The 24,761-nt window shown below is 71.7% G+C and carries 13 protein-coding genes, 1 pseudogene and 1 riboswitch; of the genes and pseudogenes, 7 read left to right on the plus strand and 7 right to left on the minus strand.

Annotation, left to right across the window (positions count from 1 at the left end; translation table 11 throughout):
• Positions 1-236 precede the first annotated feature (236 nt).
• Positions 237-794: a MarR family winged helix-turn-helix transcriptional regulator gene (locus GA0115254_RS08290; protein ID WP_093894641.1), complete on the minus strand. Its 558-nt coding sequence runs from the start codon at positions 792-794 to the stop codon at positions 237-239.
• A 155-nt stretch (positions 795-949) separates the two neighbouring features.
• Here GA0115254_RS08290 and GA0115254_RS08295 point away from each other — a divergent pair, with 155 nt between their 5' ends.
• Positions 950-2,251: an MFS transporter gene (locus GA0115254_RS08295; protein WP_093894642.1), complete on the plus strand. Its 1,302-nt coding sequence runs from the start codon at positions 950-952 to the stop codon at positions 2,249-2,251.
• A gap of 50 nt (positions 2,252-2,301) precedes the next feature.
• Here the strand turns inward: GA0115254_RS08295 and GA0115254_RS08300 are convergent, their stop codons facing one another.
• Complete coding sequence (locus GA0115254_RS08300; RefSeq protein ID WP_093894643.1) at positions 2,302-4,086, minus strand: ATP-binding SpoIIE family protein phosphatase; 1,785 nt, start codon at positions 4,084-4,086, stop codon at positions 2,302-2,304.
• 187 nt (positions 4,087-4,273) lie between these two features.
• Positions 4,274-5,689, minus strand: coding sequence for an NAD(P)/FAD-dependent oxidoreductase (locus GA0115254_RS08305; RefSeq protein WP_093894644.1), 1,416 nt, complete (start codon positions 5,687-5,689; stop codon positions 4,274-4,276).
• Positions 5,690-6,072: 383 nt separating this feature from the next.
• On the opposite strand from GA0115254_RS08305, the gene GA0115254_RS08310 reads away from it, so the two are divergent.
• Both GA0115254_RS08310 and GA0115254_RS08315 read left to right on the plus strand, forming a co-directional pair.
• A complete protein-coding gene (locus tag GA0115254_RS08310; RefSeq protein WP_093894645.1) occupies positions 6,073-6,984 on the plus strand; it encodes a TetR/AcrR family transcriptional regulator in 912 nt (303 codons plus the stop codon).
• Between the two features lie 771 nt (positions 6,985-7,755).
• Complete coding sequence (locus GA0115254_RS08315; protein ID WP_093894646.1) at positions 7,756-9,756, plus strand: sigma-70 family RNA polymerase sigma factor; 2,001 nt, start codon at positions 7,756-7,758, stop codon at positions 9,754-9,756.
• Here the strand turns inward: GA0115254_RS08315 and GA0115254_RS08320 are convergent.
• A complete protein-coding gene (locus GA0115254_RS08320; protein WP_093894647.1) occupies positions 9,743-13,162 on the minus strand; it encodes an AfsR/SARP family transcriptional regulator in 3,420 nt (1,139 codons plus the stop codon). The genes GA0115254_RS08315 and GA0115254_RS08320 overlap by 14 nt on opposite strands.
• 77 nt (positions 13,163-13,239) lie before the next feature.
• A pseudogene (locus tag GA0115254_RS08325) lies at positions 13,240-15,352 on the minus strand (asparagine synthase-related protein).
• A 1,207-nt stretch (positions 15,353-16,559) separates the two neighbouring features.
• On the opposite strand from GA0115254_RS08325, the gene GA0115254_RS08330 reads away from it, so the two are divergent.
• The 4 genes from GA0115254_RS08330 to GA0115254_RS08345 all read left to right on the plus strand — a co-directional run bounded on the left by GA0115254_RS08330 (position 16,560) and on the right by GA0115254_RS08345 (position 22,250).
• Positions 16,560-18,263 carry a sporulation protein gene (locus GA0115254_RS08330; protein ID WP_093894648.1) on the plus strand — a complete coding sequence of 568 codons (1,704 nt, stop codon included), beginning with the start codon at positions 16,560-16,562 and terminating at the stop codon, positions 18,261-18,263.
• 197 nt (positions 18,264-18,460) lie between these two features.
• Positions 18,461-19,717 (plus strand): L-2-hydroxyglutarate oxidase, encoded by a 1,257-nt coding sequence (lhgO, locus tag GA0115254_RS08335; RefSeq protein WP_093894649.1) that lies wholly within the window; start codon positions 18,461-18,463, stop codon positions 19,715-19,717.
• Positions 19,707-20,618, plus strand: a complete 912-nt coding sequence (trmB, locus tag GA0115254_RS08340; RefSeq protein ID WP_093894650.1) for a tRNA (guanosine(46)-N7)-methyltransferase TrmB — start codon at positions 19,707-19,709, stop codon at positions 20,616-20,618. The genes lhgO and trmB overlap by 11 nt, the downstream gene beginning before the upstream one ends.
• Positions 20,619-20,705: 87 nt before the next feature.
• On the plus strand, positions 20,706-22,250 hold the full coding sequence (locus GA0115254_RS08345; protein WP_093894682.1) for a PrsW family intramembrane metalloprotease: 1,545 nt from the start codon (positions 20,706-20,708) through the stop codon (positions 22,248-22,250).
• Positions 22,251-22,314: 64 nt separating this feature from the next.
• On the opposite strand, the gene GA0115254_RS08350 is transcribed toward GA0115254_RS08345, so the two are convergent.
• Positions 22,315-23,259 carry an aldo/keto reductase gene (locus GA0115254_RS08350; RefSeq protein WP_093894651.1) on the minus strand — a complete coding sequence of 315 codons (945 nt, stop codon included), beginning with the start codon at positions 23,257-23,259 and terminating at the stop codon, positions 22,315-22,317.
• Between the two features lie 140 nt (positions 23,260-23,399).
• Entirely contained in the window at positions 23,400-24,518 is a 1,119-nt protein-coding gene (locus GA0115254_RS08355; RefSeq protein ID WP_093894652.1) for a M23 family metallopeptidase, read from the minus strand.
• 11 nt (positions 24,519-24,529) lie between these two features.
• A riboswitch (cyclic di-AMP (ydaO/yuaA leader) is annotated at positions 24,530-24,682 on the minus strand.
• Between the last annotated feature and the right edge of the window lie 79 nt (positions 24,683-24,761).

Genomic DNA, 24,761 nt, shown 5'->3' on the forward strand with positions numbered 1-24,761 from the left:
TCCAAACTCTAGCGGATTTTCCCGGCGGCTCATAATCGAGTCTTCGAAATCAATTTCGGCATGCCGAAATCGTCCCGAGTGGGAGATCGTGCTGAGTTTTGGTTGCCGCATTCGCGGCGGGATCGATTGTCGCAGGACCGTTCCGGCTCCGTGACAACTCGAAGAACCTTACGGATCGAGGAGGGGCGTGTCAACCCCGCCAGGTCAAGCCGTTTTCCCGCGTGTCCGACAGGACTTCAGTCCAGGTCGGTGAGGCGGCCGCCGGCGTCCGGCTGGGCGTGTTCCACGCGGCGCAGGAGGCGGATCAGCATGTCACCGAGGACGCCGCGTTCGTCGCCCGTGAGGTCCTGGAGCAGGTCCTCCTCGAAGTCGGTGGCCATGCGCATCGCCTCCAGCCACTTCGTACGGCCCTCGTCGGTCAGCTCGACGATGACGCGCACCCGGTTGTTCTCGTCCCTGTCCCGGGTGACCAGCCCCTCGCCCGCCATGCGGTCGATGCGGTGTGTCATCGCGGCCGGGGTGAGGCCGAGTCGCTTGGCCAGCTCGCCCGGACCCAGGCGGTACGGGGAGCCGGCCAGGACCAGGGTCTTGAGGACCTCCCACTCGGCGTTGCTGATGCCGAGGGCGGCGACCTGGCGTCCGTACGCCACGTTCATCCGTCGGTTCAGTCGACCCAGGGCCGAGACGACCTGCTCGACCTGGGGGTCCAGGTCGCGGAACTCGCGCTGATAGGCGGCGATCTGCTCGTCGAGGCTCGGCTCCTGGGGTCCGGGCTGCTCGGTGGTGTCAGGCATGGCGGGCAGTATCGCACGCCCTCCAAAGCCGTCGAAGTCCTTCAGTCTGAATTGTTGAGCTTCTAACTTTAGTGTTAAAGTCTTCGGGTTCGAGTCGTTCGGATGGCTCGGCAAGTGGCTTCGAGACCTTGAGGTAGGTGAGTGTGACCAGGGAGATGGGTGCAGCACTGCGGCGGATCCAGCTGGGGAGCGCGCTGAGCGCGTTCGGGCTGGGGTTCACCGTTCCGTATCTGTACGTCTATGTGGCACAGGTGCGGGATCTGGGTGCTGGTACGGCGGGAGTCGTGCTGGCGGTCTTCGCCATGGCAGCGCTCGCCGTTCTGCCGTTCACCGGGCGTGCCATCGACCGGCGCGGGCCGCTGCCCGTACTCGTCGTCGCCTCGGTCGTCGCTTCCCTGGGCGCGGCCGCCCTCGGCCTGTCGTCGGGTGTGACCGCCGCCGTGCTGTCGGCCGCGGTCCTCGGCGCGGGTACGGCGGTCATGCAGCCGGCGCTCGCCACCATGCTCGTGTGGTGCTCCAGCACCGCCACCCGCACTCGTGCCTTCGCCATGCAGTTCTTCCTGCAGAACCTCGGGCTCGGCATCGGCGGGCTGGTCGGCGGACAGATCGTCGACACGAGCCGGCCGGAGACCTTCACCCTGCTGTTCCTCATCGAGGCCGCGATGTTCATCGTGCTCGGTGTGATCGCCTCCACGGTGCGGCTGTCCCGTACGCCTTCCTTCTCCGACGCCAGGCCCACCGACGGGTCCAAGGCGCCGGGCGGGCTGCGGGCGCTGCTCTCGCACCGGGCCATGGTGCAGCTGTGTGTGCTGGGCTTCGTGCTGTTCTTCGCCTGCTACGGACAGTTCGAGTCCGGGCTCGCGGCGTACGGGACCGAGGCCGCCGGAATCCAGCCCTCGACGCTCGGTATCGCGCTGGCCGCGAACACCGCCGTCATCGTCGTGGCTCAGTTCGTCGTGCTGCGTCTGGTGGAGCGCCGCCGGCGCAGCCGGGTCATCGCCTCGGTCGGGCTGATCTGGGCGTTCGCCTGGATCGTGGCGGGGTACGCGGGGCTCGGGCACGGCAGCCAGACCATGGCGACGGCCGCAATGATCTCCACGTACGCGCTGTTCGGGCTCGGTGAGTCGATGCTGTCGCCGACCGTGGCGCCGCTGGTCGCCGATCTGGCACCGGAGTCGATGGTCGGGCAGTACAACTCCGCGTTCGCCCTTTGCAAGCAGCTCGCGCTGGCGGTCGGTCCGGCCGTGGGCGGGCCGATGGGGGCGACGCTGCACGGCCCGTACATCGTGACGTTCGTGCTGTTCTCGCTGGGCATCACGGTGCTGGCGCTGCGGCTCGGCCGGCGGCTCACTCCCGTACAGGACCAGCCTTCGATCGAGACGGTGCCGTCCAGGGTGGTGGCCGTGTCACTGCCGGAGGCCGAGCCCGTGGTTGCCTCCGCCGTCACCACTCGCTGAGGCGGCGCGGGCGAACAGGGGCGATCAGGGGTTCTGCTTCGGCAGGGCCCCTACTGCGGCAGGGTGAATTCGCACCAGACCGCTTTGCCGCCGCCCGGTGTGCGGCGGCTGCCCCAGGACGTGGCGATCGTGGCGACGATGGAGATGCCGCGGCCCGCCTCGTCCGCCGGGTCGGCTCGTCGGAGGCGCGGCAGGTGGTCGTCGCCGTCGGTCACCTCGATGATCAGGCGGCGATCGGTGCGGCGCAGGCCCAGGCGCATCGGCGGGGTGCCGTGCTTGAGGGAATTCGCGACGAGTTCTCCGGCGGCCAGGACGCCCAGGTCGCAGAGTTCGACCGGGAAGCGCCACGATGTCAGGACGCCGGTCGCGAAGGCGCGGGCGCGCGGGGCCGCTTCGATGCCACCGAGAAGATCGAGCGAGGCGTTGTGGAACAGCTCCGCGTTCGTCCCCGTCCGGGCGGGGTGCTGGACCACCAGCACCGCCACGTCGTCATCGTGTTCCGCGGTGACGCCGAGGGAGCGGATCAGCCGGTCACAGACCACCTGGGGTGAACCCTTGGCACCGGACAGGGCACGTTCCAGAGCGGCGACGCCCTCGTCGATGTCCTCGCTGCGGCGCTCCACCAAGCCGTCCGTGTAGAGGACCGCGGTGGAGCCGGGCGGCAGCGCGATCGTGCCCGATGTGTGGATCCAGCCGCCGGTGCCGAGCGGCGGTCCTGTCGGGTCCTCGGCGCGGTGGACCGTACCGTCCTCGTGACACACCAGGATCGGGAGGTGCCCGGCGGAGGCGTAGACGAGCCGGCCCTCGTTCGGATCGTGGACCGCGTAGGCGCAGGTGGCGATCTGGCTGGCGTCGATCTCGGCGGCGAGACCGTCGAGGAGCTGGAGCACCTCGTGCGGCGGGAGGTCCAGGCGGGCATAGGCGCGCACGGCCGTGCGGAGCTGGCCCATGACGGCGGCGGCTCGCACCCCACGGCCCATCACGTCCCCGATGACCAGGGCGGTGCGGCCTGCGCCGAGGGTGATGACGTCGTACCAGTCGCCGCCGACCGCGGCGTCCGTACCGCCGGGCTGGTAGGTGGCGGCGATCCGCAGGTCGTCGGGCTGCTCCAGCTCCTGCGGGAGCAGGGAGCGCTGGAGGGTGACGGCCGTTTCGCGGTGGCGACGCTCGCTGGCGCGGAGCCGTTCGGCTGCTTCGGCGTGGTCGGTGACATCGACGGCGTACACGAGCACTCCGCCTTCGCTGCCTTTGTTCCTGTTCTTGCTGCTCCGGTTGCCCTTGTTCTGTTTCTTGTCGCCGTTCCTGTCCCCGTCTCCGCCGTCGGTCTCGCCGTCGCCGTCCCTGTGCACCGGGGTGCAGGTCACGGTGTACGAATTGCCGTTGCGGACCTTGCGGGACTTGACCGTACGGGGTGTGCCACTGCGCAGGACCTGGTCCATGAGGGGCAGCAGGCTGAGCTCGGTGAGCTCGGGCATGGCCTCGGCGGCGGTGGCGCCGGCCGGGCGCGGTCCGAAGGCGGCGGCGTAGGCGTCGTTGACGTACGCGATCCGGTGGTCGGGGCCGTACACCAGGGCCACCAGAGCGGGCAGCTGGCCGAGGATGTCCCGGGTGGAGAGATCCTCCGGGGCGGGGCCGCGGTCCCCGGGAGGTTCGCCGTGCGTGTCGCCGCTCTTGTCGCCAGGAGTGTCACTGCGCGTGTCGCCGTCCGGCGGGCAGGGCCCGGTCTCGGGCTCTGCGTACTCGGCGCGGGCCGAGGGCACGGGACTGTGGTCGTCCCGTGCGGCGGCGCGGCGCTGCGTTCCGGGTAGGCGGGCGCTCCAACGCGTGAAGTTCACGGAATTTCTGGCCTCGTGTGTCGGTCTGGTCCGCTCGGGCGGGCTGCTCACTGTCGGTGTCTGCCGGCCGGGTCACTCTGTGCAGGTGTGGGTCCACCCATGGTCACACGTCCAGTGTGACGGACCGTACTGACAGTTGTCGGTACGGCCGGGTCCCGGGTGGGTGCGCACGCGGGCCGACGGGCAGTCAGCCGCCGTTCCTCGGCGGGCCCTCGGGCCCTGGTGGGTGACCGGGTCCCGGCGTGCCGTCGGCGTTCGGTGTGCCGGTCCGCCCGGGGCGCTGGCCTCCTGCGGCGAGTTCGAACTCGGCGCGCGGGTGTTCCAGCGAACCGAGGGAGACGATCTCGCGCTTGAAGAGCCCCGCGAGGGTCCATTCGGCAAGGACACGGGCCTTCCGGTTGAACGTCGGGACGCGGCTGAGGTGGTACGTACGGTGCATCAGCCAGGCCGGGTAGCCCCTGAGTTTACGCCCGTAGACATGGGCGACGCCCTTGTGGAGACCGAGTGAGGCGACGGAGCCCGCATAGCTGTGCCGGTACTCCTTGAGGGGTTCGCCGCTGATCGACGCGAGGACGTTCTCGGCGAGGACCTTGGCCTGGCGCACGGCGTGCTGGGCGTTGGGGGCGGTCTCCTTGCCCGTCTCCGCGGCGGTCAGGTCGGGGACGGCCGCGGCGTCCCCGGCGGCCCAGGCATGTTCGACCCCGTCGACGGTGAGTTCCGCCGTGCAGGTGAGTCTGCCGCGCTCGTTGAGCGGCAGGTCGGTGGCAGCGAGGATCGGCGCGGGTTTGACGCCCGCGGTCCACACGAGGGTGCGGGTCGGGAAGCGGGAACCGTCGCTCAGGACGGCGATCCGGTCCTCGCAGGACTCCAGCCGGGTGTCGAGGCGTACGTCGATATTGCGGCCGCGCAGCTCACGGATCGCGTAGGTGCCCATGGCGTCGCCGACCTCGGGAAGGATGCGGCCGGTCGCCTCCACGAGGATCCATTTCAGGTCCTCTGCCTTGATGTTGTGGTAGTACCGCGAGGTGTAGCGGGCCATGTCCTCCAGCTCGGCCAGGGCCTCGACGCCCGCGTATCCACCGCCGACGAAGACGAAGGTGAGGGCGGCGTCGCGGATGGCCGGGTCGCGGGTGGCCGAGGCGATGTCCATCTGCTCGATGACATGGTTGCGCAGGCCGATGGCCTCCTCGATGGTCTTGAAGCCGATGCCGTGGTCGGCGAGGCCGGGAACCGGGAGGGTGCGCGATACGGAGCCCGGTGCGAGGACGAGTTCGTCGTACGGGATCTCGACGGCGCCGGTGCCGTCCTCCCCGGTGGCGAGGGTGGTGACCGTCGCCGTGCGTTTGGCGTGGTCGATGCGCTGCGCCTCACCGATCACGATCTTGCAGTGCGCCAGAACCCGGCGGAGCGGCACGACGACATGGCGCGGTGAGATCGAACCGGCGGCCGCTTCGGGCAGAAATGGCTGATACGTCATATAAGGCTCGGGCGTGACGACGACGATCTCGGCCTCACCGTTCCTGAGTCTCTGCTTCAGCTTCCGCTGGAGACGCAGCGCTGTGTACATCCCGACGTAGCCGCCACCGACGACGAGAATGCGCACACCCGGCGGGGGGCCGGGGGTGTTCCCCCGGAATCTGAGGCCATCACCACCCCATGACGCAACGTGCTCAAGGGTTTGTCCACAGCCCCGGCAAATTGTGTGACCGGAGGTTCTGGACGGGCCACTGCTGCCGATCGAGGCGACAACACGGAAGCTGCGCAGGTCAGGGGTTGGAGTGAGGCCCGCGGGCGGGGGTCGAATCAGTAGCCGGCCGGTCCTTGCTCCGATCGGGGGGCGCTCCGTGCGGAACTGCCCCCTTCTGAATTGACCCGGGCTCAACTATGTTCGTGTGTCGTCGGGGTGTCGGGTAGAGACCATGATCCACACTCTGACTAAACGGCGGGAAGTCTCCGGGGGGAGACGTCATAACCGGGGGAACAGCTATGCACATTCAGGATTCTCATTGGCAGACTGCTACGGCAGTTACGCCCCATTCGTCCGACGGAAACGGACGAAACGGAGCGATGGGAACAGTGGACACAGTGAGTCCGGTCGCGGCAGCCGGAACAGACGGCACGGCCGGAACAGCCGGGGGCGCCGGAGCGAACGGGCGCTCGGCTCCGCTTCGCGTGGACGCACAGCGCAATCTGGAGCACGTACTGCGAGCCGCACGCGAGGTGTTCGGCGAGCTGGGATACGGGGCTCCGATGGAGGACGTGGCGCGTCGCGCCAAGGTCGGCGTCGGCACGGTGTACCGGCGGTTCCCGAGCAAGGACGTGCTGGTGCGGCGGATAGCCGAGGAGGAGACCTCCCGGCTGACGGACCAGGCGCGGACCGCGCTGGGCCAGGAGGAAGAGCCGTGGTCGGCGCTGTCGCGCTTCCTGCGGACGTCCGTGGCCTCGGGTGCGGGGCGGCTGCTGCCGCCGCAGGTGCTGCGGGTCGGGGCCGATACTGACGCCGATGCCGACGACTCGAACGCGGCCGAGGAGTCGGGGTCCATGGCGGCCTCCGTATCGGACTCGGGTCCGGGCAGTGCTCGGGGTGAGACACGGGTTCCTCAGCAGCGGCAGGGCGCGGGGCAGGCCGACCTCCGGCCGGCCGACGGGCGTTCCGGCGCGGAGACCGGCATCGAGGACGACGACACGGGAGCCGGCGAACTGCTGGAGGTCGTCGGCCGGCTGGTGGACCGGGCACGGGCAGCCGGTGAGCTGCGCCGAGATGTGACGGTGGCGGATGTGCTGCTGGTCATCGCGACGGCGGCGCCTTCGCTGCCCGACGCGGTTCAGCAGGCTGCGGCTTCGAGCCGACTGCTGGACATCCTGCTGGAGGGGCTGCGCTCGCGACCGGTCGCGTGAGAGGGCTGCGCGGTAGCGGAGTGCGCGTGCGTGTTGGCGTGATGCGCGGGCGTGCGGACGTGTTGGCGTGATGCGGGGCGTGCCGACGCGATGAGGTGGCGGCGTCGGTGCGTGAGCGCGGTGCGTGGCGCGGTGACTGTGGGGCGCGTGAGCGCGATGGCACTTGAGGGCGCTGGTGCGCGGGCGTGTTGTGCGTGGGTGTGCCGGCTCTCCGGGGAGGGTTGCGGGGGTGAGCGGTCGGATCGGACCGGGTGGCTTCGGATCGGTCCGGGTGGCCGGGGTGCGCCGTCGGCGCGTTTGGCCTGGCGTGAATGCGCTGGGCGTTGAGCGGTCGACGTGGCCCGTTCAGGTGGGTCCCGCTCGGCAGCCCATCGTCGCTCGTGCACCACTCGCGTTCCGCTTCCGGCCTCCGCGTCCGCCCTCTCGACCGGGCCTGGACCGGGTGCCTTCTCTGCTCGTCGGCGGCTCTCTGTGGCACCGGCTCAGCTCTCCTCCGGTTCTTCGGCCGGCTCTCGGGCGTCGCCTGAACGGCTCTTGATCGATGTCTCTTCAGCGCTTGATCGGCTCCGCCGGTGAGCCTGCTGCCCTTGGTCTGCAACCCACCCGTGCAGAAAAGCTCAATGACCCTTCCCCGAATGAGCAGCCGTTAGTGCTCACACTCGGGAAAACGCCCCGGACGAGTGGTTGCCGGGGCTGAAGGTTCGGCGTGATTGCGCCATGTGGCACTCTTGCCCGGGGTTCGGGTCCGAAAGCGCATACGGGGGCTCCGCGATGAGCGGTGACGGGCAGCGGGAAGAGTCGTTCGACGACGATTCCGCCGTGGGTGGCGTGGCGGACGCCGGTGGGCTGCCCTCCCGCCAGGTACCGAGTCAGGGCGGACCCGGGCGGTCGGGTCGTGACGCCGAGGGCGGCACCGTCCTGCGCGCTCCGTGGCCGGGGCCTGTCGAGGCCGACGTCGCAGTGCCGATGCAGCGGGAGGGCGGCCGAACCACCGCCGCCGGTGCCTCCGGCTCCGCGTTCTCCGACGCCGAGCTGATCAGGCGGATGCGGGACGGCGACGATCTCGCGTACGAGGAGCTGTTCCGGCGGCACTCGGACGCGGTGCGCCGCTACGCGCGGACCTGCTGCCGGGACGCGCACACCGCGGACGACCTGACGGCCGAGGTCTTCGCCCGCACACTGCAGGCGGTACGCAGAGGCAAGGGGCCGGAAGAGGCCGTACGGGCCTACCTCATGACGGCTGTCCGGCATGTCGCAGCCACCTGGACCAAGACCGCGAAGCGGGAGCAATTGGTCGACGACTTCGCCGTGTTCGCCGCCCAGGCATCACAGTCCTCCCAGGTGTCGGACGCGGACACACTCGACCTCGGTGCCGATGTGCTGGCGATGCACGAGGCCGAGCAGTCGATGGCGATGCAGGCGTTCCGCAGTCTGCCGGAGCGCTGGCAGGCGGTGCTGTGGCACACCACCGTCGAGGACGAGTCGCCCAGCGATGTCGCCCCACTGTTCGGGCTGACAGCCAATGCCACGGCGGTGCTGGCCAGCCGGGCCCGCGAAGGGCTCAAGCAGGCCTACCTGCAGGCGCATGTGAGCCAGGCACTCACCTCGGGCGGCGATTGTGCGCGTTACGCCGACCGCCTCGGCGCGTATGCCCGGGGTGGACTCCGGATGCGCGCCGAGCGCGGGTTGCGGGGGCACCTGGACGAGTGTGTGAAGTGCCGGCTCGCCGCGGGCGAACTGGCCCATGTCAACGCGGGGATTCCTGCGCTGCTGCCGGTCGCGGTCATCGGCTGGTTCGCCGCCGGGTATGCGCTCAAGGCTGCCGGAATCGTCGCCGGTGGCGCGGCGGGAGCCGCGGGCGCGGGTGCCGCCGCAGCGGCGACCGGTGGAAGCTCGTCCGGGGGCACGGCCGGTGGAGCCACGCTCGCGGAAGGACTCGGTGCCCCGGCGAAGGCCGGTATCGCGGCGGCGGTTGCCGTGGCGGTGACGGCCGGACTGACCTGGGCACTGGTCGGCAACGACCAGCCGAAGCACGAGGCCGGTCGTGCGGCCAAGCCGACTGCCGTGGCGCCCGCGGTGCCGACGCCCGCGCCGCCGAAGCCGACGCCGACACCGCCGCCGAAGCCCGACGCGCCGGTGCCGCCCGCACCGCCTGCCACGTCCCCGACTCCCCCACAGAAGCCGACGCCCGCGACGAAGCCGACGCCTACGCCGAAGCCGACTCCGACGCCCACCCCCAAGCCGACACCGCCCCCCGAGCCTCCCAAGCCCTCGACGCCTCCGACGCCGAAACCGCCCGCGCCGATCCCGACCCCGCCGCCTTCACCGCCCGCACCGACCGTCTACCGGGTCAGCGAGCTGAGCTACTCGATGCTGGGCGACCACACCCGACCGGAGGTGGTGATCGGTGAGAGCAACTGGGTCTGGCAGCGTTCCGGCCTGTGGATCGGCGGCACGCAGTACGCGCACGGAGTGACCGTCCACAGCAAGTCCACGGTCACTGTTCAGCTGAACCGGCAGTGCATTCGGTACGAGGCCATGGTCGGGGTCGACGACATGGCGACGGGGTTCGGCTCGGTGCGCTTCTCCGTCTTCAACGGTGACGGGACGCGGCTGTGGCAGTCCCCGGTGATGAACGGTAACGACCCCGCCGTACCCGTCGGGGTCGGTATCACCGGTCAGCAAAGGATCCGGCTCGTCGTCGAGCGGGTGAATCCGGGCGGCGGCGCGGCCCTCGCCGACTGGGCGGATGCGACCATCAGTTGTCGGTGAGGGGACACGGGAGTTCTGCGGTGATGCGGGTCAGGAGCTCGATGACGTCGTCGACCGTCAGCGTGCGGCCTGCGGCGCGCTCCGACTCGTACAACTGAGGTCCCAGTTCCTCGCGTGCCCGTCGCCCGACCTCGTCCGCCTCGGCCTGTTGCGCCTCGGTTCTGGGGCCGGACAAGCGCCAGCCGTCGGCCGCCGCCAGGATCCGTACGGCAGCTCGGTGGCGGCCCACCTTCTGCAGCACGGCCGCCACGCCGTCCGCCAGATGTCCGGTGACGAGCTCGGCGCACTGGGCGTCCCGCGCCACGCGGAGTGCGAGCGTCAGACCCCGTACCCCGGCCACCGGGCCGCCCTCGGGCCCCGGCTCGTGCACGGCGATCCGGGCAGCCAGCCCCTCGACCACCGCGGTGAAGTGCGACGGGGGGCTGCCGCGTCCGGCCGAGGCCTGCGCCTCGGTGACCAGCCGTCGCGCCTTCGCGATCTCGCCGCGGTCCAGGGCCAGGGTGGCGCGCAGGAAGTGGGCGTAGGCGCGGGCGTCGTGCACCTGGTAGCGCTCCGCCTCGGTCTCCGACTCGGTCAGAGTCCGCTCGAAGCCCGCCATGTCCCCGGTCCGGTAGTCGAGTTCGGCGAGGCGGGCGAGGAGGAACGGTCTTTCGGCGTGCGCCCGCACCTCGCGGGCGAGCAGCAACGCCTCCTCGTAGGCCGCGCGTGCCTCCTCGTACCGTCCGCGCATCATGCCGGCCTCCGCGGCGGCGCCCGCGACCTGCGCACGCAGCCAGCGGTCGCCGACGCGGCGGCCCAGCTCGCGCAGCTCGGCGAGATCGTCGTCGACACCGGGCATGCCGCCGGGCATGTCGACGACCATGTGGGTACGGAACAACAGCGTGACGCCGTACTCCCAGCCGCCGCCGTGGATAAGGGCGTTGGCGACCGCCGCATCGAGCATCTCGTGCGCTTCGACGGTGGTGCGGCTCACGAACAAGGTGATCGGCCAGATCAGTCCCGGGAAACGGGCGGACTGCGGACCGGACGACCTGAACGCGTCGGCCGCCCGGCCCATCAGGGCCCGGCGCCGGTCGTCACCGCGGATGCCGTCGGCCGGGCCGCTCTCCGCGGCGAGGAAGTACCGCAGTATCTCCAGATGCATGCGCGGCCAGAAACGAGGGTCGCTGCCATCGGCCGGTTCCGGTCCGAGCGCCACGGCCCGCTCGGCCCAGGTGAGGCCCTCGAGCCGGAAGTTCCGCAGAAACCAGAACCACCCCATACCGAGAACCAGACGCACCGCGTCCGGTTCGGACGGAGTGGTGACGACGGAGCGGTGGAGGGCGGCCCGTATGTTGTCGAGGTCCGTCTCCAGGCGTGCGATCCAGGGGAGCTGGTCTCCGGAGCGAAGGCGGGGCTCGGCTTCCTCGACCAGCGCGACGAAGTACGCGGTGTGCGCGCTCGCGGCGGCGGCGCGAACGTCCGGGGTCTCGGCGGCGCGTTCGGTGGCGTACTCGTGGATGGTCTCCAGGAGGCGGTAGCGCATCTCACCGGAGGCGGTCGGGGTGGCGACGACGAGGGACTTGTCGACGAGAGCGCCGATCAGGTCGGCGGTGGAGTGCCGGGCGGGGGCTTCGGTGCTCGGGGCCTTGGTGGCAGGGGGCGTGCCGGCCGTGGTGACGGCTTCTGCGGCGGGCAGGTCCCAGCCGCCCGCGAAGACGGAGACCTGCCGTAGAACCGCGCGTTCGTCCTCGTCGAGCAGGTCCCAGGACCAGTCGACAACAGCGCGCAGCGTCTGCTGACGCGGCAGTACGGTGCGGGATCCGCCGGTCAGCAGACGAAACCGGTCGTCGAGCCGGTCCGCGATCTGGCGCGGGCTGAGCAGCCTCAGCCGGGCAGCGGCGAGTTCGATGGCGAGCGGCTGCCCGTCGAGCCGCTGGCAGATCTCGGCGACGGCGTCCGGATCGTGTGCGGCCTCCTGCTCCGGGTCGAAGTCGGGACGTACGGCGCGGGCGCGCTCGGCGAACAGCCTGTGGGCGGGGTCGGCCGGGAGCGGGCCGACCGGGCGTACGGACTCGCCGGGGACGCCGAGGGGTTCGCGGCTGGTGGCGAGGATGCGCAGCTGCGGGCAGTGGGTGAGCAGGGTCTCGGCGAGGGCGGCAGCCGCGTCGATGACGTGTTCGCAGTTGTCCAGAATGAGCAGGAAGGGGCGGATGCGGGAGCAGTGCGCCAGGTGTTCGACGAGAAGGTCGGTCGGGTCGCTGCGCGGCGGCTGCCCGTCGCGGTTGGTGTCCCGGAGAAGGGTCGTCTCACGCAGGCCGAGAGCGGAGAATACGGCTCCGGGAACGTCCACGGGGTCGTCCACGGGGGCGAGTTCCGCGATCCAGGCGTCCGTGGGGGCCGGAGCCTCCCGGCCCCCACGGGCGGCGGTCTCCTCGGCGAGACGGGTCTTGCCGGAGCCGCCGGGGCCGGTGAGAGTGACCAGACGGGACCGGGTCAGATCGGCCCGTATGGAGCGTAGTTCGGGCTCACGGCCGACGAATGAGGTGAGCCGGGGGCGGAGGTTGCCTCGGCCGGGGGCGTGGTCCGGTGTGCCGGATGAGCCTGACGCGGCAGCTGCAACCGGTGCGGCAGGCGCGGCTGTTTCACATGACGCGCCCGACGGAGGAGTGAGCAACTCCCGGTGAAGTGCCATCAGTTCCGGTCCGGGGTCGGCGCCGAGGCGGTCGGCGAGGGCGCGCCGAGCGTCCTCGTAGGCGGCCAGCGCGTCGGCCTGGCGGCCGTCGGCGCGCAGGGCGCGGATCAGCTGGGCCCGGAAGCGTTCGTCGTACGGGTGGGCGGCGGTGAGCTCCTTGAGCTCCGGTACGAGGGTGCGCGGGGCGGCAGCAGGCCCCACGCCGGCAGTGGCACCCGTACCGGTCGTCGCACACCGCAAATCGGCCTCGATGCGGCGTTCCAGCGCGGCCAGGCGGTGGGCCTCCGGGCGCAGACCGTGGCCGTGGTCCCGGTCCGGCAGGTCGGCCAGTGCCGGGCCGCGCCACAGGGCAAGCGCGGCACGGAGCGTGCGGGCCGCCGTCCCGGGGTCGCCCGCGTCGAGCTCGCCGGCCCCCTGCCGGGACAGCCGCTCGAACACATGCAGGTCGACCTCGTCGGGCGCGGCCTCCAGGCGGTAGCCGCCGTGGGTGCTCGTGATCGCATCCCTGCCCAGCACACGGCGCAGCCGGCCCACGAGGGCCTGGAGCGCGGCGGGAGCGTCGTACGGGGGATCGCCGGCCCATACGTCGTCGACGAGATCGGCGACGGGGACGGGCCTGCCCGTACGCAGGGCGAGGGCGGCGAGGAGGGCGCGCAGCCGCGCACCGCCCACGGGCAGCGCACCTCCGTTCTCGTCTCGCGCCTCGGTGACGCCCAGGATCAGGTACCGCACCCGGCCATTCTGTCCCGCGGAGCGGCCGGAAGCAGGGGGCCCACCGACAACGGCTGCCGCTGCAGCTACTGCGGCTGCTATGGCTGCAGCGTCCGCCTCGTCGGGACGACTCCGCCCGCGACCGCACGCTGGCGGGGTGCCGCCGTGCCCGTCCAGCAGGTGCCGCGCCGCGAGACGAGGCGCCGGAGCCAGAGTTCCGTGGCCGCCAGGTGCGCCAGACCGTCCAGCGGGAGTGGTTCGCCCTCCGAGGCCGCGCGCAGGGCCTTCCGTACGACGCGGGCCTCGACCAGGCCCGCGTCGGCGAGCAGCGGTGCGTCGAAGAGGGCGATCAGGTCGGGGAGGGCGGCGCGCAGTCCGGTGCGGGCGGTCGCGTTCGAGGTGGCGAGGGAAGGCGCGCCCCAGCCGGGCGGCAGTTCGTGGATGCCCGCGCCCGCGAGCACCCGGCGCAGGACCGCGGCGCGGGCGCCCGGCTGGACCCGGAGCGATTCGGGGAGCGCACGGGCGGCGCGTACGACCTGATTGTCGAGAAACGGGGCGTGCAGCCGCTGGCTGCGGTTCTCCGCGGCCTGTTCCAGGATCCGGTGGTCGGCGGCGTACCGGGCAAGGGCGGCCCGGGCGCGGGCCTCGCCCGGGCGCTGGACGGAGGCGGGGCGGATCGCCGCCTCCTGCAGACGAACCGATACTTCGGCGAGCGCCTCCCCCGTGAGCCAGCGCGCGGCGGGACCCGGTCGTGACCAGGCGAGGGCGGCGAGCGAGGCGTCGGCGGGCGTGTCGAGGTCGGCGGTGTGGCGGTTGGCGCCCGGTAGCCGCTCGGCCGCCGTCTCCAGGCCGTTTCGGTACGACGTACGGGACAGGCGGCGAGCCGCGCGGTAGACGGCCAGCGGGACGAAGAGGGAGTGCGCGGTCGGGCCCTCGGCCCTGGCGAGTGCGGCGACCGGGCGCAGCAGATGGCGTCGGCGCCGGTCCATCAGCAGGTCGGCGAGGCGGGCCGGATGAGCGTCGAGCACCTGCCGGGCGCCGCCGCCGACGAAGTGGTCGGCGCTGCCGGAGGCGAGGCGGCGGCGATGGCGCTCGGCGACGACGAGGGACGGTGCGGGCTCATCGGTGAGCGGGCCGGCGCCCAGGTCGGCGTAGGGCAGGGCCTCTTCGCCGGCGGCGACGACGACATGGTGCAGGCGCGGGTTGGCGGCAATGACCCGGGCGCGTTCGAGTTCGTCCTCGTGTCCGCGTGCGGTGAGGTCGTTGAAGGTGACGGCGAGCAGCCGCTCGCCCGCCCCCGTGCCGTGGCCGAGGAGGGTGCCGGGCAGGCCCGGCAGTCCGGCGGCGAGCAGGGCGAGGGTGGCGGAGGCACTGCCTCCGGAGAGGTCGGCGCCGATGCCGGGTACGGGTGCGCCGCGGGCGGCGCGTCGTTCGGCGGGGCCCATGCCGGGGACCGGTCCGGGGTCGGGCGGCAGGGTTTCGGGGGCGTGGCGCGGGGCGGTGAGCCTGGCGCGTACGGCTTCGACCAGTGCGTCGCGCACTCCGTCGACGGCGCTGACGGGGTCGAGTTGGGGCGCGGCGACGGCGAGGGACGCCACCGCCTCGTACCCGGTGATCTCGCGCGAGCCCTCACGGAGGATGAGCGCGTGCCCGGGCGGGATGCGCTTCACTCCCGCGTACGGGGTGCCGTCGCGCAGCGCCTCCGGCGTTTCGGGGCAGGCGAGCAGGGCAGCCAGGTGACCGATGTCCAGCTGGGCTTCGATGAGGTCGGCGAGCGGGAGTGCGGCGGTGGCGTACGCCGTACCGCCGGCCCAGGGTGTGTAGAACACCGGGCGGGCTCCGGCGAGGTCCCCGATGACGGTGATCCGGCGGCCGACCTGGACGACGGTCGTGTAGCTGCCGGGCCAGGAGGTGAGATGGCGCAGGGCTCCGCCGCGGGCGGCGAGGAGGCCGGCGCGCAGCTGTTCGTCGGTGGCGCTGCAGCAGCCGAGGACGGCGAGCCGGGCGGTGGGCGCGCCTTCGGTGGTTTCGGCCGCGCTGATACGGATCTCGTCGGGGCGCCAGTCGCCGACGGCCCAGAGAGGATCGGGGGTCTCCCCAAAGGAGTTGGGACCCGACGGGGTGCATCGTGCGCCCCTCGTCGGCGGAGCCGACGGCACCGGCCGTGCCGAAGCTCGCGGCGATACTGCTCCACCCCACCAACCAACGCATCGCCGCCTCCACAGGCTGTGGACAAAACGGCGCAGCAGGAACATATCGGGGAAACTGCGTTAACGCGCGGCGCCGTTGCGAACATGCTGCCACGACAAAGGCGCGCAGGAGGGGCTACGGACGGCGCACGTCGGAAGCGCATGCGCCCCTGGCAAAGACCAGGCCGGGCCGGAAGGCGGCCGGGTGCGGACGGGCGCACGTCGGGGCGGCAACCGGCGGCGGGATTCCCGAGGGCCGACCGACACGCGGCCCGCGCAAGGCGGCTCATGACCAACGGGCTTATGGATCAGGCGTGTTGCGTGCCCCGTACGAGCGAGATCCACCGGCCGAAATCCGGCCACGCCCGGAACCGCCCACGGACCGGTGCCGGACGACCTCCGAACGGTCGACGGGATGTCCGCGAATCGGTCGGCCCAACCTCGGTCGACCGACGACATTCAGCCATTCTCGGGGCACATTGCAACGCGGCGACAGGGAACTCGACGCATCAGAAGTCCCCTTTCATCCCCATTCATTCCCCGATTCTTCCCGAATCCCTCCTGGAATCCCCCTCGGCCGCAGGAGATCGCCATCGGGGCGGCGGGCAGCCCCGGCGCAGGCCCCGCACCCGGCCCCGTACCGCTGTCGACGCACAGTCCGGGAGGTGTCGTTCACCTCCCGGACCGGTCCGCCGCCTGCGGGGAATGAGGCGGCAGTGTCCCCCAGCCCACTGAGTCCGATGCAGTGGACCGACCCACGCAGCAACCATGGAAACGCTTCCGAAACGGCCGTACGAGAGCGCACGGCCGGGCGCACAGCCACACACCAGGAGCACGTACAGGACGCGGTCCGACGGTGTGGACGCCACGTGCGAACAGCACCTTCGGGAGCGCACGAACGGGGCGTCGAGCGGGGTCCCGGGCCGGGTTCCGGGTCGCTGTGCGCGGCGGCCGGAGCGGCACCGCGGCAGCGGCCGGAACGGCGCCGCGACGCCGCTCGCATCCGCACGGACAACAATCCCGCCATACGGACGTCTGCCCCTTAACGGTAGGGATGCGGCGAACTACGCTGGGTTTACTGAGGTTCTCGGCAGGAGGCATATTCCTCGGGGCTCGGCCAAATGCGTGTGCGGCCGGAGTGCCGGGGTTCGTCCCTGGGGAGGACACGGTACGAATGCCGCGCGCCGCAACGGTGACGCGGCTGCCGTCTGTGTGTCGAGGGGTGGCGCATGTCCAGGGAGCAACGCGGACCGAACGAGAAGCTCGGAACCGTTCTCGCCCTCGCGGGAATCAGCAACGCCGGGCTCGCCCGGCGGGTCAACGACCTCGGGGCGCAGCGCGGTCTGACACTTCGGTACGACAAGACCTCGGTGGCCCGGTGGGTCTCCAAGGGCATGGTGCCGCAGGGCGCCGCGCCGCATCTCATCGCGGCGGCGATCGGCGCCAAACTCGGCCGGCCGGTCCCGCTGCACGAGATCGGGCTCGCGGACGCCGATCCGGCGCCGGAGGTCGGACTGGCCTTTCCGCGCGATGTGGCCGAGGCCGTCCGTTCGGCGACCGAGCTGTACCGGCTGGATCTGGCCGGGCGACGAGCGGGCGGCGGCGGGATCTGGCAGTCGCTGGCGGGTTCGTTCTCGGTGAGTGCGTACGCGACGCCCGCGTCCCGCTGGCTGATATCCCCCGCCGACCCGTCGGTGGCGCGCGACTCGGCAGCCGCCGAGGCAGCCATCCTCGGCACCCAGGGCGCAAGGGGCGCACGCCCCGTCGCAGGGGCGCAGAGGGCGCCGGGTACGGCAGGCACGGCAGCGGGGCAGGGCGCGGAGGCGGAGTCCGGCGCGCCGGGCATCGCAGGAACGGCGGGCACGCCCGGTGCGGCGGGGGCCCTGGCAACTCAGGCGACGCCGGTGACCCCGGGGACACAGCGGACACCGTCCATCCCCGCCCAGCCGGGCCCGGAGACCGCGTCCACGCCCACGCCCGCCGGCGCGAACACGATCACGAGCGACATCTCCCCGCTGCGGGTCGGCCACAGCGATGTCTCCAAGCTGCGCGAGGCGGCCCAGGACGCCCGCCGCTGGGACTCCAAGTACGGCGGCGGGGACTGGCGTTCCTCCATGGTCCCCGAGTGCTTACGCGTGGACGCCGCGCCACTGCTGCTCGGTTCGTACAGCGACGAGGTGGGCCGGGCGCTCTTCGGCGCAGCGGCCGAACTGACCAGACTCGCCGGGTGGATGGCGTTCGACACCGGCCAGCAGGAGGCCGCGCAGCGCTACTACATCCAGGCACTGCGGCTCGCACGGGCCGCGGCCGACGTACCTCTCGGCGGCTATGTGCTCGCCTCGATGTCGCTGCAGGCGACCTACCGCGGCTTCGCCGACGAGGGGGTCGACCTCGCGCAGGCCGCCGTCGAGCGCAACCGGGGGCTCGCCACGGCCCGCACCATGAGCTTCTTCCGCCTGGTGGAGGCGCGCGCCCATGCGAAGGCGAGTGACGCACCGGCCGCAGGGGCGGCGCTGAAGGCCGCCGAGGGCTGGCTGGAGCGTTCCAGGGACGGCGATGCGGACCCCTCCTGGCTGGGCTTCTACTCGTACGACAGGTTCGCGGCCGATGCCGCGGAGTGCCACCTCGATCTGAAGGCTCCCCGGCAGGTGCGACGCTTCACCGAGCAGGCCCTGTCCAGGCCCACCGAGGAATTCGTCCGCTCGCACGGGCTGCGGCTCGTGGTGTCGGCGGTGGCCGAGCTGGAGTCGGGGAATCTGGACGCGGCCTGCGCGGCAGGCACCCGGGCGGTGGAGGTGGCGGGCCGCATCTCCTCGGCGCGGACCACGGAGTACGTGCGGGATCTGCTGCACCGGCTCGAACCGTACGGGCACGAGCCGCGCGTCGCCGAGCTGCGTGAAAGGGCCCGGCCGCTGCTGGTGGCGCCCGCGTAGCCGGACCGCGCAGGACGGATCCACGCGCCTCCTCTCCGTGTCGCCACGACGTTCTTGCGGCATACAAACAGTGTCTGGACGGCGTCCGGGCGGCATCCGGCCGCCGCCAGGCGTAAGGATTCGGCGCCACGCTGGGCTTCGCTGGTTTGAGTACGTTGTCAGTGGGTCAGTGCACTATCGGGGTGGGAGGTGGCGTGGTGATGACGCACGCGGCGTACGACTGCGATGTGCTGGTGATCGGCGGCGGGATCGTCGGCCTGTCGACGGCGTATGCGATCACGCGCACCGCTCCGGGCACCCGGGTGGCGGTGCTGGAGAAGGAGTGGGGCCCCGCCCGTCACCAGACCGGGCGCAACAGCGGAGTGATCCACAGCGGCATCTACTACCGCCCCGGCTCGCTCAAGGCCCGTTACGCGGTGCGCGGCGCCGCCGAAATGGTCGATTTCTGCGCCGAGCACGGCATCGCGCACGCGGTGACCGGCAAGCTGATCGTCGCGACCGAGCGGTCCGAGCTGCCCCGGCTGCACGCACTGGTCCAGCGCGGTCGGCAGCACGGGCTGCCGGTGCGCGAGCTGGGGCCCGCCCAGATCGCGGAGTACGAGCCGCAGGTGCACGGGATCGCCGCGATCCGCGTCGGAACGACCGGGGTGTGCGATTTCGGGGCGGTCGCGGCGCGGTTCGCCGCCGAGGTGAGCGGGGCGGGCGGGGTGATCCGTTACGGGGCGGAGGTCACCGCGATCGACCGGCGCCCCTGGGGCGTGGCGGTGCGTACGGCGGACGGTCCGGTGGTACGGGCCCGGGTGCTGGTCAACTGCGCGGGGCTGCACTGCGACCGGGTGGCGCGGCTCGCGGGCGACGACCCGGGGGTGCGGATCGTGCCCTTCCGGGGGGAGTACTACGAGCTGGCACGGCCGGAGCTGGTGCGCGGCCTGGTCTATCCGGTGCCCGATCCGGCGTTCCCGTTCCTCGGCGTGCATCTGACCCGTGGCCACGACGGCAGCGTCCACGTCGGGCCGAACGCGGTGCCGGCGCTGGCCCGCGAGGGGTACGGCTGGCCCGTCGTACGCCCCCGTGAGCTGGCGGACACCCTGGCCTGGCCCGGCACCTGGCAGATCGCGCGCAGACACTGGCGCTACGGCGCGGGCGAGGTGCACCGTTCACTGTCGAAGCGGGCGTTCACGAAAGCCGTGCAACGGCTGCTGCCCGAGGTCACGGAGTCCGATCTGCGTCCGGCCACGGCCGGGGTCAGGGCCCAGGCCGTGCTCCGGGACGGCACCCTGGTGGACGACTTCCTGATCCGCGAGGCCCCGCACACCGTGCACGTGCTGAACGCTCCGTCGCCCGCCGCGACGGCCTCCCTGCCCATCGGGCGGGAGGTGGCACGCAGGGCGCTGCTCCGGGCACGGGGGACGGGGTGGAAGCCGCCCGCCGTAGAATCGGGGCATTGTGTCTGAGTCCTTGAACCCCTCCGCGAGTCCTTCCGCCCCGACGCCCGGCGAGGCCGCGGCCGGAACGAGCAGCGCCGCAGCCGAGACGGGCACCGTCTCCTCGGTCCACGCCCCCGCCTCCGCCGCAGCCGGGATTCCGGACGATCTGCGCGCCGCCTCCTTCGAGCGGCAGCGCAGGCTGCGCCAGGAGCCGCGCTTCCCCGGCGGACCCGCGATCGATCCGGCCGGATCGCACCACGAGCGCCGGATCCGCAGCTTCCAGCCGCGCCGCAGCCGCGTCACGCCCGGCCAGGAGGACGCCCTGCTGAGGCTCTGGCCGAAGTGGGGCCTGGACATCGACGGGCAGCGCGTCCTCGACCTGCCCGAGCTGTTCGACGGGCTCCCGGCCGTGCTGGAGATCGGTTTCGGAATGGGTGAGGCCACAGCGCAGATGGCGGCCGACGACCCGGGTACGGGCATTCTCGCCGTCGATGTGCACACCCCGGGCCAGGGAAATCTGCTGGGCCTCGCGGACCGGAACGGCCTGTCCAACATCCGGGTCGCCAACGGTGACGCGATCATCCTGCTGCGCGAGATGCTGAAGCCGGACTCGCTGGACGGACTGCGGGTGTACTTCCCCGACCCGTGGCCCAAGAAGCGCCATCACAAGCGGCGGCTGATCCAGCCGGAGTTCCTCGATCTGGTGGCGCAGCGGCTGAAGCCGGGGGCCGTGATCCACTGTGCGACCGACTGGGAGCCGTACGCCGAGCAGATGCTTGAGGTGCTGACCGCGCATCCCCTCTTCGAGAACACCCTGGCGGACGGCGGCTATGCGCCGCGGCCGGCGTTCCGGCCGCTGACCCGGTTCGAGGGGCAGGGCCTCGACAAGGGCCATGTCGTGCACGACCTGCTCTTCGCCCGCCGCTGAGACCTGCGCGCGGAGCCGGTTACGGGACCTGACGGACCCGTCGCCCCATGGCCAGCTGTCAGTGCTGCTCGTTAGGGTCATCGGGTGGTGTCCGACGGGTCTGTCCAGCAGCGGCAGTCGCAGCCGGCCGTCCCGCTCCTCGAGGAGCAGCGGGTCGGTGAGATCCTGGCTGCCGTGCCGGAGCGCAGGCACTGGCGTTACCGGCCGCGCCGCGTCGGCATGGTGTGGCGCAGCAGGACATTCCGCATCGCGGCCGTGTTCACGGTGCTGGCGCTGTGCGGTCTGGCGATCCTGGCCCTGGTCCGCGATCAGACGGGCACCGAGGGGTTTCTCGTAGGTCTGGGTCTTGCCGTGCTGCCCGTCCCGCTCCTGATGGCGGCGTTCCGCTGGCTGGACCGGGTCGAACCGGCACCGTGGCGGAATCTGCTGTTCTCCTTCGCCTGGGGTGCGTTCGCGGCCGCCCTGGTCGCGATCATCGCAAATTCGTTCGCTACCCGCTGGATAGCCACGGCCACCGCCGACCCGTCGGGCGCCGACACCCTCGGCGCCACGGTCATAGCGCCGGTCATCGAGGAGAGCGCCAAGGCCGTTGCCGTCCTGCTGATCTTCCTGTTCCGAAGACGGGAGTTCAACGGAATCGTCGACGGTGTCGTCGTCGCCGGCTTCACCGCGAGCGGCTTCGCCTTCACCGAGAACATCCTCTACCTGGGCACCGCCTTCGGTGAGGACCAGCAGATAGGCACCTCGGGCGTCGTCTCGGTGACCGCCGCGACGTTCTTCGTCCGGGCGGTGATGTCGCCGTTCGCGCACCCGCTCTTCACGGTGCTGACCGGAATTGGTTTCGGGCTCGCGGCGGTCAGTGCGCGGCACCGCCGGATCCGCCGCATCGCGCTGCCGCTGCTGGGTCTCGTCCTCGCCATGGGCATGCACGCCCTGTGGAACGGGTCGGCGTCATTCGGCCCGTACGGCTTCTATGCCGTGTACGGGGTGTTCATGGTCCCGGTCTTCGGCCTGGTGACCTGGCTGGCGATCTGGTCGCGCCAGCGGGAGCTGCGTACACTCTCGGCCGAGCTGCCCGCCTATGCGGCGGCCGGCTGGCTGACGCCCGCCGAACCGCTCGCCCTCTCCTCGATGCGGGCCCGCGGCATGGCACGCGACGCGGCACGCCTTCGACACGTCGCCCCGGCCTGGGGAAGCCCGTACGGACCGGGATACGCGCAGGCACACCCGCCGGGATTCGGGCCGGGTCAGGTGCCGCCCGGGCGCGGGCCGTCCGCCCGGTTCAGGGCTCGTGCCGACGCGCAGGCCAAGGCCCACGGCAGGGCTGCCGCCCGCGCCGTCGCCGAGTACGAATCGTTCGCGACATCACTGGCCTCGCTGCGCCGACGGGCCCGCCGCGGGGCGGCGGGCCCGGACTTCGCCGAGCGCGAGCTGGAGCTGCTGCACCATCTCTGGCAGCGCAGGGACGTGGCCGCTCCCGCGCTGACGTACGCGGCGCAGGCGACGGGCCGCCTGCGCCCCCATCACCTGCCGACGGCCCCTTACGCATACCCGTTCCCGCAGCACGCGCAGTACGGCGGCTACGGCTACAACCCCTATCTGACCCCGCACCGGCCGCCGCCACAGCAGTAACGCAGCGTTCCAGGGGCGTTCGCCAGCCGTCGTCCGCCCATCCGTGGACGGCCCGGCCGCCCCGTCAGGCGGATGCCTCGGTGAGGTCCGCCAGTTCCTGCTCGGTCAGCGAGAGGTCGGCGACGGCCACCAGGGCGGGCAGCTGCTCGACCGTACGGGCCGAGGCGATCGGCGCGGCGACGGTCGGCCGGGACGCGAGCCACGCAAGCGCGACGGTCGCGATCTCCGCGCCGCGCTCCTGGGCGACCTTGTCGAGCGCCGCCAGGACCTTCTGCCCCCGGTCCGACTCCAGGTACTGACCGGCCTTCTCGGCCCGCGCGCTCTCCACCGAAGCGCCCGGACGGTACTTACCGGTGAGGAACCCGGAGGCCAGGGCGAAGTACGGGACGGCGGCGAGCCCGGCCCGGGCGGCCGTGTCCTGGAGCTCACCCTCGTACGTGTCGCGGGAGACCAGGTTGTAGTGCGGCTGCAGTGCGACGTAACGGGCCAGCCCCTCGCGCTCCGAGAAGTCCAAGGACGCCTGCAGCCGCTCGGGGCTGATGTTGGAGGCGCCGATCTCCCGGACCTTGCCCTCCTGCACCAGGTGGTCGAGAGCGGTGATGATCTCCTCGACCGGGACGGTCTCGTCGTCGAAGTGGGTGTAGTACAGATCGATGTGGTCGGTGCCGAGCCGGCGCAGTGACTCCTCGGCCGCGGCCTTGATGTTCGCGGCGGAGAGTCCCTTGTACGAGGGGTGGGCGCCGACCTTGGTGGCGACGACGATGTCGGAACGGTTGGAGCGTGCCGCGAGCCACTTGCCGATGACGGTCTCCGACTCGCCGCCCTCGTTGCCCGGGATCCAGGCGGAGTAGGCGTCGGCGGTGTCGATGAAGTTGCCGCCCGCCGCGGCGTAGGCGTCCAGCACGGCGAACGACTGCGCCTCGTCGGCGGTCCAGCCGAAGACGTTGCCGCCGAGGGCGAGCGGGAAGACCTGGAGGTCGGAGGGGCCCAGCTTACGAAGAGAAGTCATACCTTGATCAACGGACTCCGGCGGGTCCGCTATTCCGGCAGACCGGCAGCCCTGACGTCGGGGGGTGAGCGCCAGGACTGCCGGGGTTCAACGGCCTGTGAACCGGATCGGATCACGAAGGCCGGGAGGCGGCCGGCGGATCAGGGGTTGAGGCCCTTGTCGCGCAGCCAGGCCATCGGGTCGATGCCCGTACCGTCGGAGGTGTGGACCTCCAGGTGGAGGTGCGGGCCCGTGACATTGCCGGTCGCGCCGACCCGGCCGATGGTCTCACCGGTGGTGACCTTCTGGCCGACACTGACGCCGATCGAGGACTGGTGGCAGAACCACAGCTCCGTACCGTCGTCGAGCTCCAGCACCGTGCGGTAGCCGTACGAACCGGACCAGCCCGCCGACTTGATGGTGCCGCCGTGCACGGCCTTGATCGGGGTGCCGGTCGGCGCCGCGAAGTCGAGGCCGGTGTGGTGGCCGGAGGACCACATCGAGCCGGCCTGACCGAAGGTCGAGGTGATCGTGTACGAGGAGGTCGGAATGGCGTAGCTGGCGGCGAGCTTGGCGAGCCGCAGGGCCTCGGCCTTCGCCTTGGCTTCCTCCTCGGCCTTCTTCTTCTCGGCGGCGGCCTTGGCCTCGGCCGCGTCCTGCTGCTTCTTGGCCTCGGCGGCGGCCTTCTCCGCAGCCGCCTTCTCCTGGGCCGCCTTGGCCTCGGCGTCGGCGGCGTCCTGCTGCTGCTCGGCCTGCTGGAGGATGCGGGCGCGGAGTGCCTCGCCCGCGTCCGTCGTGCCCTGCTCGGCCTCGGCGGTGGTGAGACCGGCGGTGGTGAGCGGGGCGGCTGCGGCGGCGGCCGCGGACTTGTCGGCCTCGGACTCACCGGAGAACAGGGAACCCACGCCGGGAAGAGACTTGGCGTCGGGGAGGTTGTCCGAGATGGAGTCGGGAAGAGAGATGGAGACCGGCGGCTTGCTCTGCGCGGTGGCCATGCCGCCCGCGCCGACTGCCGCGATGACGCCGACCCCGAGCACCGTGGAGCTACGGGCAAGTCCGTTGCGCTGCTTGGCGACGCGGTGCTTACCGCGTACGGGGCGGACGGACTCCTCGGTGGGGTTCCACTCGTCCCAGCTTCTGTCGGGCTCGCCGTTGCCGTCGGCGCGGAATTCGCCACCGAACTCACCGGCGAAGTCGCCACCCGTCTCGGCGCCGAAGTCGGAGCTGAACTCGGGACTGAACCGAGAGGGGGCCTCGGGGGCAGGCTTGTTGGACGCCACGGGGGCGCACTCCTTTCCTTCCTTCTCGCCTACCGGGTTAGCTGACGGGTTCGGAGCAGGAAGGTCTCCTACGGGCGCCTCTGCCTCTCACGAGACACAGGTGTCCGATTCACCCCATGTAGGTGGTTCCCCGGTTCCCTTGCGGAATTCGGCGCTCGCGCACGGTGCCGCCACTGACGACGGCTGGGACGACCGCGCTGCGTTATCGAACGTTAATAGACACACGGGTCTGATTCCAAGCTG

Source organism: Streptomyces sp. Ncost-T10-10d (assembly GCF_900091955.1).
Taxonomy (GTDB): domain Bacteria; phylum Actinomycetota; class Actinomycetes; order Streptomycetales; family Streptomycetaceae; genus Streptomyces.